An 8,174-nucleotide genomic window follows, 5' to 3' on the forward strand; every position below is an offset into this window, starting at 1 on the left:
AACGCCTTAAGTTTAACTCCAATTATGCTGCTTAATGTTTTGTTACATAAATATGTTTTTTCCCGCCTACCTACTTATCCTACCGCTTCACCGCATTGTGTTCCCACTTCCAAACACAGCTAGAAATCAAATTCGTGCAGATATGAGCAGTAATTGGCACTAACAAATTCCCAGTCGCTAAAACACTGTAACCCAACAGCAATCCGACAGCCGTTGCCCAAACAGCATAAGGCCACTGATCCATGCCTCCCAAGTGCAGAATACCGAAACAAAAACTCGATAAAACTAAACCGGTAACATTCAATCCTAAAGCAGACAGCATCACGCCTCGAAATAGCAATTCTTCGCTAAGTCCCGGCAGCAGTCCCAGCCAAATTAAATCTGGCCAAAACAAAGGTTTGAGCACTACTTCCAAGTAAACGTCTGCACTCCGGCGATAACCCGGCCAAAGGTGATAAACGATCGCACTACCGCCTGTAATTGCCAGTCCGATCGCACATCCTTTGAGCAAGTCGATTCCTATCAATTTGACTGGCAAAAGCGATACCGATCCAAATAGCAACCACAATTTAGCTACCGCCAGCAACATAATTGCTGTCACGCCCATTGCTATTAAAACTTGGGTGCGCGTCAAGGGTTCAATTTCAGGATTTCCGGGAAGTTTTTCTGCCACTTAATCACTTTTAGATTTGAGGTTTGAGATTTGAGATTTGTTTTGTTGAGTCAGACAAACAACGCAGGGAGGAGATGTCTGCACCCAAGGAAGCTGGACTGATGCCGGCCCGCAAAGCGACCAAAACTCCGATCGCCTCTAAATATGAGTTTACCTGCAAAGCTTTGATTCCGAGTTTTTCTGGAGTCGCCTGCATCTGGGTTTTGTTGTCGCCCACAGCGATGATTTGTACGGACGATCGCCCACTCAAACTCAGAATAGCACTGCCGCCGCAGGCTGTGGCGGGTATTACCACCGCATCGACTCGATCGGCGGTAATTGATAATTGATTGTGCTGCTGGCTTTCTGGCGCTACCAATTGGGGAGCTTTGCTGAGGCCGGCAAGCACGCAAGGTAGGAAAGTATAGCCGATTTCCTCAGCAGCCGATCGCGGGGACAGGTGCGGATCGAGGGGAAGTGGGGACAGCGCGGGGGCGTGGGCGCAGGGGATTTTAAACGTCCTGACGATGAGGTGGCTGATGACAGCTTCCGCGCCTGCGAGGGGGTCAACTCCTTTGCCGCGGCGGTAGTTTTCGAGGGCGAGGCTGCCTTCATCGTCGGGAAATCTGGCTACAACTGCGATCGCTTCTACTCTTGCTTGTTCGATTAATTTTTCTGCAGCGCGCAATAAACTGTCGGGATTGCCGATCGTCCCCCAGGATGCCCCTGATTCAGAAATACGCAATTCTACTTGCAGAGGGCGATCGGTTAAAACACAATCTGTTATATTCAAGCCCAATGTAGCTCTCGCTGCATCAGCCACTTGCAAGTGCCGCAACTGCAAGTCTGGTTCGATCGCGGAATCTAGGATTAAGCCGATGCGATTTTGATGTACTGGTTGCAGTCCCCAGCATCCGGCAGCAAATTTGTCAAGGGCGTAACCTTCAACGTAGAGAGCGTTAGGTATCGGCCAATAAAGTTGAGCGCCGTTGAGGACGTTGGGGTGAGTGATCAGGGTGTCTGAAATTTGGGCGATCGCCCTAGCCACCGGCAGCGCATCTCCTGCAAACCCACCAATCGAGGCTCCAACGCCTGTGGGGACTATCAAAACCACTGTCAAAGGGCGGGGGTTCACGGTGTTGCGGGGGATGCTTCCACGAGCACGTAGCCTTCTACCACAGCCTTTTGCCGATCGACATCCACATCTGTGACTGCCCACCGCAGGGGTTCGCCGTACTTTTGCAGTTCAATTTCAATAGCCGAGTGCAGTTGCTCGGCAGTCTCGTGGAGGTCAACTTCTGCGGAAATGAAATGGGTGGTCATAGGGCGATCCATAGTGGTTTTACCGCTAACGGTACTTAGGTAAATTTTAGCTTAGTCCTAGGATTTACCGAATTGGCGATCGTACACAATGTCTTCTTTTTCTGTTTCTATCTTCAAGTTCGATCGGGGATAAGCAACACACAGCAACACATAACCTTCTGCCTGAAGATCGGGACTAACGCCCATACCATCAGCTTGATCGACCTTCCCTTCAATAATTTTACCAGCGCAAGTAGTACAAACCCCCGCATTGCAAGAACTCGGCAACTCAATGCCGGCGTCATTAGCGGCGCGGAGAATTTGTTTATCTTCGGGTACTTCTACGGTATAGGTAGAGCCTTGGTGGATCAATTCAACAGTGTAAGTCTTAGACATATTTCAATTATTGGTTTTAATTCCCCAATTGGAATTTACGCTAGATTTGGAAACAAAGCAATCAGTATTTTACCGCTGTTTGTGCTTTTGTGCAATTTTACAACTACATTTTTTATTGATAATTTTTTTTATTAATTGGCTGGGCGAGCAAGCGGCATTTTGTCAATGACTTTTTCACAAATTATTACAATCGTCACGGCGGAACTCTGCCACAAAGCACTTATACCTAATTAATTTTTTGCCTTCAAGCCAACAAGTCATCAACCGCAACACTAAAACCCGGTAGCACTAATTGAGTGCTGACTGTAGAACCCAGGTTAAAAGTTAACTTTTGAGTTTGAGTCATGATCAATATCCAGCGACTTTCTGGAAAAACAATCCAAGCTTCTAGACAACCTGAATCTAAATATTCTTGTGCTTTTAGAAATATTTCTTCCGCAATATCAGTAGGAGAAACTATTTCTGCAATTAACGGCGGACTTTGAGGCAAAGTGGGAACATCGCCATATTCAGCAACAAGTTCAGGAGTCAGATAAGCTACATCAGGACGGCGCACTCGCCTGTCAGTACGGCAAGGAACTTCTGTATACACTTCGCCGCCTTGTCCGCTAGAATCTTTGTAATTTCCCCAAGCACGATCTAGTCTTGATTGGATTCGACTGTGTTTTACTGTCATGCCATTTTTCTCCGAGATTTGCCCGTCCACCCATTCCATATCGTCGGTGGGACTGGCTATAAAGTCTTCTAGAGAAACATTTTCTGATAAAACGGCAGCCATTACCATAGCCATTTACTCCCTTTTGCAGAATTCACTCATATTGTAGCAATCAATTGGTAATGGGGAATTGGGAATTGGAACTAACAAATAACCTATGCCCTATGCCCCATGCCCATACCCAATGCCCAATTTACTCAATATTAATTTGATTGGGAGGTTTAGGTTGATCCTGTTTCTCATCCTTCAAAGTTTTGCGCCCCGAAGTTGCATAATCCTTATACAAATCCACAAACATCTTTGTCAACTGCTGCAAAGAAAGTTGTTCCCCATTAACTTGAGCTTTCATATAAGCTTTAAGCACTTCAATGTAAGCCAAACCGAGGGCAAGCGTGAGAGTTGCTGCGGTTGCACCGGAGATAGCACCGCCGACAACAGTACCCGCACCAGGAATCATTTTAATCAAATTAGTAACAATACTTCTGCCAACAGCAGTAACCCCGCCTGTGCCGCTAATAGCAGATAGCATCGCCGAAATAAACCCCTTATCAAAGGGCATTCCAAAAATTACAGTAATATTAGCAATCATTGCCGTTTGCATCGTCATCAAAATCGGCGCATCAGCAAAGGGTACAGGAGTCGCACCGACAATTGCCGAACCTGCAACATAAGCACTTAGATACTTAAATGCCATATCGGATTTGAGCGCAATATTTGCAATTTGTTCTTTAACAAAAGCTTTTTTAGCTACTTCCGGCAGCAGTTGAAACGTTGCATCTACCAACTTATCTAAACCGTGAGATTTTACGGTATAATCCTCATCAATTTCTTCCGGCTCAGCCATGACGGGGATGATTTGACTGACTGGCAAATTCATGTGTTCCAGTTGCTTGAAAAACTCGCTGGGCTTTTTAGATGTAGTTTGAGTCAAAACTAAAATCACTGGTACATCTTTGACTTCCATTTCTTTTAGCCAGCTTTCCTCCACAGATTCTATTCTATTGGCGCTGTGATTGATGCAGTACCAGATGACGTGAATGTGTTCTTTTGGGTGCAGGAGTCTTTGGTCTTCAATCAGTTTAGCAACGTTTAATTGAATAACTTTAATTTGTTCGGCATTGAGTTCGAGTCCGGGAGTATCGTAGACTGTAATTGGGCAATTCGGTTTGGTATATTGGCGAATGCCTTGAGTGATGGGGCGGCCGACTCCGGTTTCTGCTAAGCGTTGGCGAAAAACGGAATTTATTAGGGTACTTTTGCCGACGCCGGTTTTGCCGATGACTAAAACATTGCACTGTCCCACTTGGTTTTCTGCTTCTTTGAAGGCGTAGTAACTTCTATTTAAAAGTTCGTCTAAGGAAAAGTCGTCTGACATGGCGGTTTGCTCCGATAAGGGTGGGATATCGAATCTGGATTAAATACCACCGAATAGAATTCGGAGGCTCTATAAACCAAGTCCGAGCTGAGGAGGACAGGGGAGTATTAAATATATTGTAGCAATTTGATTTCAGAACCACTGGAAAGGATATCTGATTTAATTATTCAATATTTTCAGGATTTTCAGGCTGCTCGCTGTCAGGCGGTAAAAAATCAGGATTAAGAACTTCTTCTCCAGTAAATGGAGACTCTGGGGGAAATATCTGAATAGATAAACCGATTTCACCGGCGGCTAGTTCTCTGGCATCTTGATAAGATTCATTAAAAATCTCTTCAAAAAAACGATATAAACTCGGACTGGTTTTGAAGGTATCTCGGATGCGTTTACGATGTTCTATAATAGTGTAATGCCAACTATTTGTTCGTTTTTCTGGCTGATATTTATACTTAAGTAAGTGCATTAAAAGTACCCTTAAATTACTTTTTAAAGTATTCTTATCGCTTCTCCCCATACTTTCCAGTTCCTCTAGTAAGTTCTCTAAATCTATTTCAGAAAACTTTCCCTCTTTTAATAAGTTGATTGTTGTCTGTAACCACAGATAAAAATCCCGTTCATAAAGAGATGTTATTGCAGTTGTTATTGATTGGATAGTTGTCATTTTGTTTGACTCCATTTCTTGGTCATCAACCTAAGAATATTGTAGTAGTAGGTTGCGTAGCCCTTCGACTCCGCTCAGGAACCGCGACAGCGAACCCTCCGCTAAATGCTCCGCCCAACAAATCCCAGAAATTGTTGGGTTTCGTAAACTCAACCCAACCTACTGAGTTTCGGATTTCATAATTTAGTTTAACCTAGCAATCCATCGACTTCGATGCTAAAACCGATCAGGATTTGTTGGGTGCTGGCGGTATCGCCGGATCTAAATGTCAATATTTGATTTTGAGTTATCACAAATATTAAACGACTTTCGGGAAAAACTAGCCAGACTTCCTGACAGCTAGATTCTAAATATTCCTGTGCTTTGAGAAAGACATCTTCAGCGATATCGGTGGGTGAAACTATTTCGGCAATTAAGGGGAAACTTTGGGGTAAAGTGGCAAGATTGCCAAATTGTGCAACTAATTCGGGTGTGAGATAGGCGACATCGGGGCGGCGAATTTGTCGGTTAGTGCGGCAAGGAACCTCGACATAAGCTTCTCCTCCTTGTCCGCTAGAATCTTTGTAATCTCCCCAGTAACGACTTAGCCTTGACTGAATTTTACCCGTCTTTAGTGTCATGCCATTTTTCTCCACGAGTTGTCCGTCTACCAATTCCATGTTGTCGGGCGGCTCGGTGATGAACTCTTCTAAAGTAAAATTATCCTGTACAGCAGTAGCAGTGACCATAGTCATTTCCTCGTTTTTACAAATCGGTTTCAGAACTTGCCTGTATGATGTTCGATCAAACCTTCACCAATGGCGCAAACTCCTCTAACTTCACTTGTAAGTCATCCACCAGCATTAAACGATACCTTTCGGTAGTTTTCAACTTGTGGAGAACATAACTAGCAAACTCATATCGCCACTTTTTTCTATCAAGTTCATTCGAGATTTTCAGCGCTCTGATTGATAGGTTGTAAGGGTATTCTTCAAATTTGATATCTCGATCATTTTCAAAATCATGCTTTCCTAAAGTAAGAGAGATTGTGGAGTTGCGAAACTCATACCAGTTGTCAGTACCATCAGAAAAAAGCTCAAATTTTATAGCTAATATAAACTCTAATTCTTTAACTAACTGTTCGATTTCCTGCGGAAAGTCTAGAAAAATATCTAATGTGCGAGACATAAAAACCTCCTTTATTGAAACTCAGTAAAAGTGATGTCATAGCTATCGCCAATAATTCGGACGCTATCAATTTTTCCGCGTGTAATATTTTTCGCCCTCTGCAAACCTCGTTCCGCCTCAGCTTCTATCAACCCAGACGCCCTAGCATCTATAATTATATCCCTAGCTTGTCCGCCTCGTCTAATCGAATTGTTGATCTGATTTTTTACTGTCGCGCTTGTAGCACCAGCATCCAGACTGTTGACATTGAGAACACAATGGTCGCGCATTAAATGGATTGAAGGATTTTTTTTATCTGTTCCTTCATTAAACTGGGAGCAATTTCTAATTCTAATATTCTGTTAATTTCTGTAATTTCTGATTGCATCTTCTGCATCTTCTTCTTACCTTTTTCTAGCCATTTTTGATATTTCGGATCGTCGAGCATTTTCTGATATTCCTGATATTCCTTAACTTCTTCTTCTAAATCCTTTAGAGTTTTATAACGTAATTCCTCCATATCCTGAGCATCAGATATTATTTTATACTTTTCATTTGCAAGGATTTCAAGAATATCATCAGAAAGCTCATAAGTTACATTTTCTTTATATGTTACAAAACATCCTTCTGGGTTTTCTTGATAGGAACTGTGATCCCCGATTTCAACAATCCTGAATATCTTGTTTTCTGTTGAAGATAAGAGACATAAATAATTTTTAGGAACATCATTTTTCTCTTCATCTATAGTTTGAATCGAGTGGAAACAACCCATATCCCTACCATTAACGAGGGTAGTTGCCTTGGCAAGAAGAACACTATCAGTCAGGACACCTAGTTTAATGAATTTACCTGGTCTCGGTTCAGATTGATTTACAGGCGTAGAGTTTTCTTTAGACAGTTGGAGAACTTCATCTTGATCTTGACGAGACTGTTCTTTATTATATTTTTCTCTTGCATACTCCTCAATTATTTCTTGATCCCACGGAGGTGATTTACTAATATGAGGCGATTTACTAATATATTTGTTTGACAAACGATAAATCAATTCTTTTGTTAAATTTAAGTTGCGGATACTAATACATAATTCTCCCTTACCTTCAAGACCTGCCTTGGTTAGATTAGATGACCCTATAATCGAAAAACCTATCTTAGAACCTTTCCCTTTCATACTACCTAAAAAACAATAGGCTTTGATATGAAAATTCTCATTTATAGGAGATTCATCATTAATAGTTTTCGGGCATATAAATTTGACAAAGTTAGTCTTGTTTTCCGGGGATTTGGATAAAGTTAATATTTCTTGAATATCACTAGGTTTATTAAAATAATTTTTTGTTCCGATAGCAATCACAACTTCCGTATTTTTATTTAAAGAACGGTGTTCAAGAATCTTTTTTACTTGTTCCACCCCAGCAGGATTACGAACAAAAGCAGAAAACAGATAAATTTTATCCCAAGAAAATTTATCTGAATCTAATAAAAACTTGAGTTCGTTGTCTAAGTTGTCCTTTTCTAATTCTAATTTTTCGGGATTGTCGTATAAGAACCAAAAAGACATCGTAAATACCTCCAATTAATTGATATAAAACTTTTTAGGTAAGATGTAAACCACAATTTGATTATCTTCCCTAAAACTGCGCGATCGCACCTAATAAACTTGACTAAAAACATAATCAGCCAACTTAGTCAAAGCCTGCTTTGACTCCGACGGCGGGAACCCCACTAAACGCATAACCGCAGACTGAGCTGACTTAACCAGTAATTCCCGCGATCGCCCTCTGCTGGTTGGATGTTTGAAAGGTTACTCATGGGCTTAACAAGGGATAGAGAGGGAAGCGCATGGAGAAATTCTGGGGGGGTGACAAAGAGGTCTACGAGATAGACTGTATAAGGGTTGCGGCCCGCATACCTTGTTGATAAAAGCTGC

At 42.2% G+C, this 8,174-nt stretch carries 12 protein-coding genes; all 12 read right to left on the minus strand.

Features of this window, described 5'->3' with window-relative positions; all coding sequences use genetic code 11:
• Positions 1-79 precede the first annotated feature (79 nt).
• Complete coding sequence (locus QUA77_RS28205; protein WP_333453889.1) at positions 80-673, minus strand: CPBP family intramembrane glutamic endopeptidase; 594 nt, start codon at positions 671-673, stop codon at positions 80-82.
• 10 nt (positions 674-683) lie between these two features.
• Positions 684-1,787 (minus strand): DUF3326 domain-containing protein, encoded by a 1,104-nt coding sequence (locus tag QUA77_RS28210; protein ID WP_333453891.1) that lies wholly within the window; start codon positions 1,785-1,787, stop codon positions 684-686.
• On the minus strand, positions 1,784-1,975 hold the full coding sequence (locus tag QUA77_RS28215) for a hypothetical protein (RefSeq protein WP_015175652.1): 192 nt from the start codon (positions 1,973-1,975) through the stop codon (positions 1,784-1,786). The genes QUA77_RS28210 and QUA77_RS28215 overlap by 4 nt, the downstream gene beginning before the upstream one ends.
• A gap of 57 nt (positions 1,976-2,032) precedes the next feature.
• Positions 2,033-2,350 carry a 2Fe-2S iron-sulfur cluster-binding protein gene (locus tag QUA77_RS28220; RefSeq protein WP_333069026.1) on the minus strand — a complete coding sequence of 106 codons (318 nt, stop codon included), beginning with the start codon at positions 2,348-2,350 and terminating at the stop codon, positions 2,033-2,035.
• Positions 2,351-2,594: 244 nt separating this feature from the next.
• Complete coding sequence (locus QUA77_RS28225) at positions 2,595-3,140, minus strand: Uma2 family endonuclease (protein ID WP_333453893.1); 546 nt, start codon at positions 3,138-3,140, stop codon at positions 2,595-2,597.
• A 118-nt stretch (positions 3,141-3,258) separates the two neighbouring features.
• Complete coding sequence (locus tag QUA77_RS28230) at positions 3,259-4,440, minus strand: GTPase (RefSeq protein ID WP_333453895.1); 1,182 nt, start codon at positions 4,438-4,440, stop codon at positions 3,259-3,261.
• Positions 4,441-4,603: 163 nt separating this feature from the next.
• Positions 4,604-5,101: a DUF29 domain-containing protein gene (locus QUA77_RS28235; RefSeq protein WP_333453897.1), complete on the minus strand. Its 498-nt coding sequence runs from the start codon at positions 5,099-5,101 to the stop codon at positions 4,604-4,606.
• 188 nt (positions 5,102-5,289) lie between these two features.
• Entirely contained in the window at positions 5,290-5,829 is a 540-nt protein-coding gene (locus QUA77_RS28240) for a Uma2 family endonuclease (protein ID WP_333453899.1), read from the minus strand.
• A 55-nt stretch (positions 5,830-5,884) separates the two neighbouring features.
• A complete protein-coding gene (locus QUA77_RS28245) occupies positions 5,885-6,268 on the minus strand; it encodes a hypothetical protein (protein ID WP_333453901.1) in 384 nt (127 codons plus the stop codon).
• A gap of 11 nt (positions 6,269-6,279) precedes the next feature.
• Positions 6,280-6,537 (minus strand): hypothetical protein, encoded by a 258-nt coding sequence (locus QUA77_RS28250; protein WP_333453903.1) that lies wholly within the window; start codon positions 6,535-6,537, stop codon positions 6,280-6,282.
• Entirely contained in the window at positions 6,537-7,805 is a 1,269-nt protein-coding gene (locus QUA77_RS28255; protein ID WP_333453905.1) for a phospholipase D family protein, read from the minus strand. Before QUA77_RS28255 ends, QUA77_RS28250 begins: the two co-directional genes overlap by 1 nt.
• 164 nt (positions 7,806-7,969) lie before the next feature.
• On the minus strand, positions 7,970-8,174 hold a 205-nt coding region (locus QUA77_RS28260; RefSeq protein WP_333453907.1), incomplete at its 5' end, for a hypothetical protein.

It is taken from the genome of Microcoleus sp. K5-D4 (assembly GCF_036704575.1).
GTDB lineage: Bacteria > Cyanobacteriota > Cyanobacteriia > Cyanobacteriales > Microcoleaceae > Microcoleus.

Coding starts and splice junctions, on each gene's coding strand:
- QUA77_RS28215 (WP_015175652.1), bottom strand. CDS start 1,975: ATGACCACCCATTTCATTTCCGCAGAAGTTGACCTCCACGAGACTGCC.
- QUA77_RS28220 (WP_333069026.1), bottom strand. CDS start 2,350: ATGTCTAAGACTTACACTGTTGAATTGATCCACCAAGGCTCTACCTAT.
- QUA77_RS28225 (WP_333453893.1), bottom strand. CDS start 3,140: ATGGCTATGGTAATGGCTGCCGTTTTATCAGAAAATGTTTCTCTAGAA.
- QUA77_RS28230 (WP_333453895.1), bottom strand. CDS start 4,440: ATGTCAGACGACTTTTCCTTAGACGAACTTTTAAATAGAAGTTACTAC.
- QUA77_RS28235 (WP_333453897.1), bottom strand. CDS start 5,101: ATGACAACTATCCAATCAATAACAACTGCAATAACATCTCTTTATGAA.
- QUA77_RS28240 (WP_333453899.1), bottom strand. CDS start 5,829: ATGGTCACTGCTACTGCTGTACAGGATAATTTTACTTTAGAAGAGTTC.
- QUA77_RS28245 (WP_333453901.1), bottom strand. CDS start 6,268: ATGTCTCGCACATTAGATATTTTTCTAGACTTTCCGCAGGAAATCGAA.
- QUA77_RS28250 (WP_333453903.1), bottom strand. CDS start 6,537: ATGCGCGACCATTGTGTTCTCAATGTCAACAGTCTGGATGCTGGTGCT.
- QUA77_RS28255 (WP_333453905.1), bottom strand. CDS start 7,805: ATGTCTTTTTGGTTCTTATACGACAATCCCGAAAAATTAGAATTAGAA.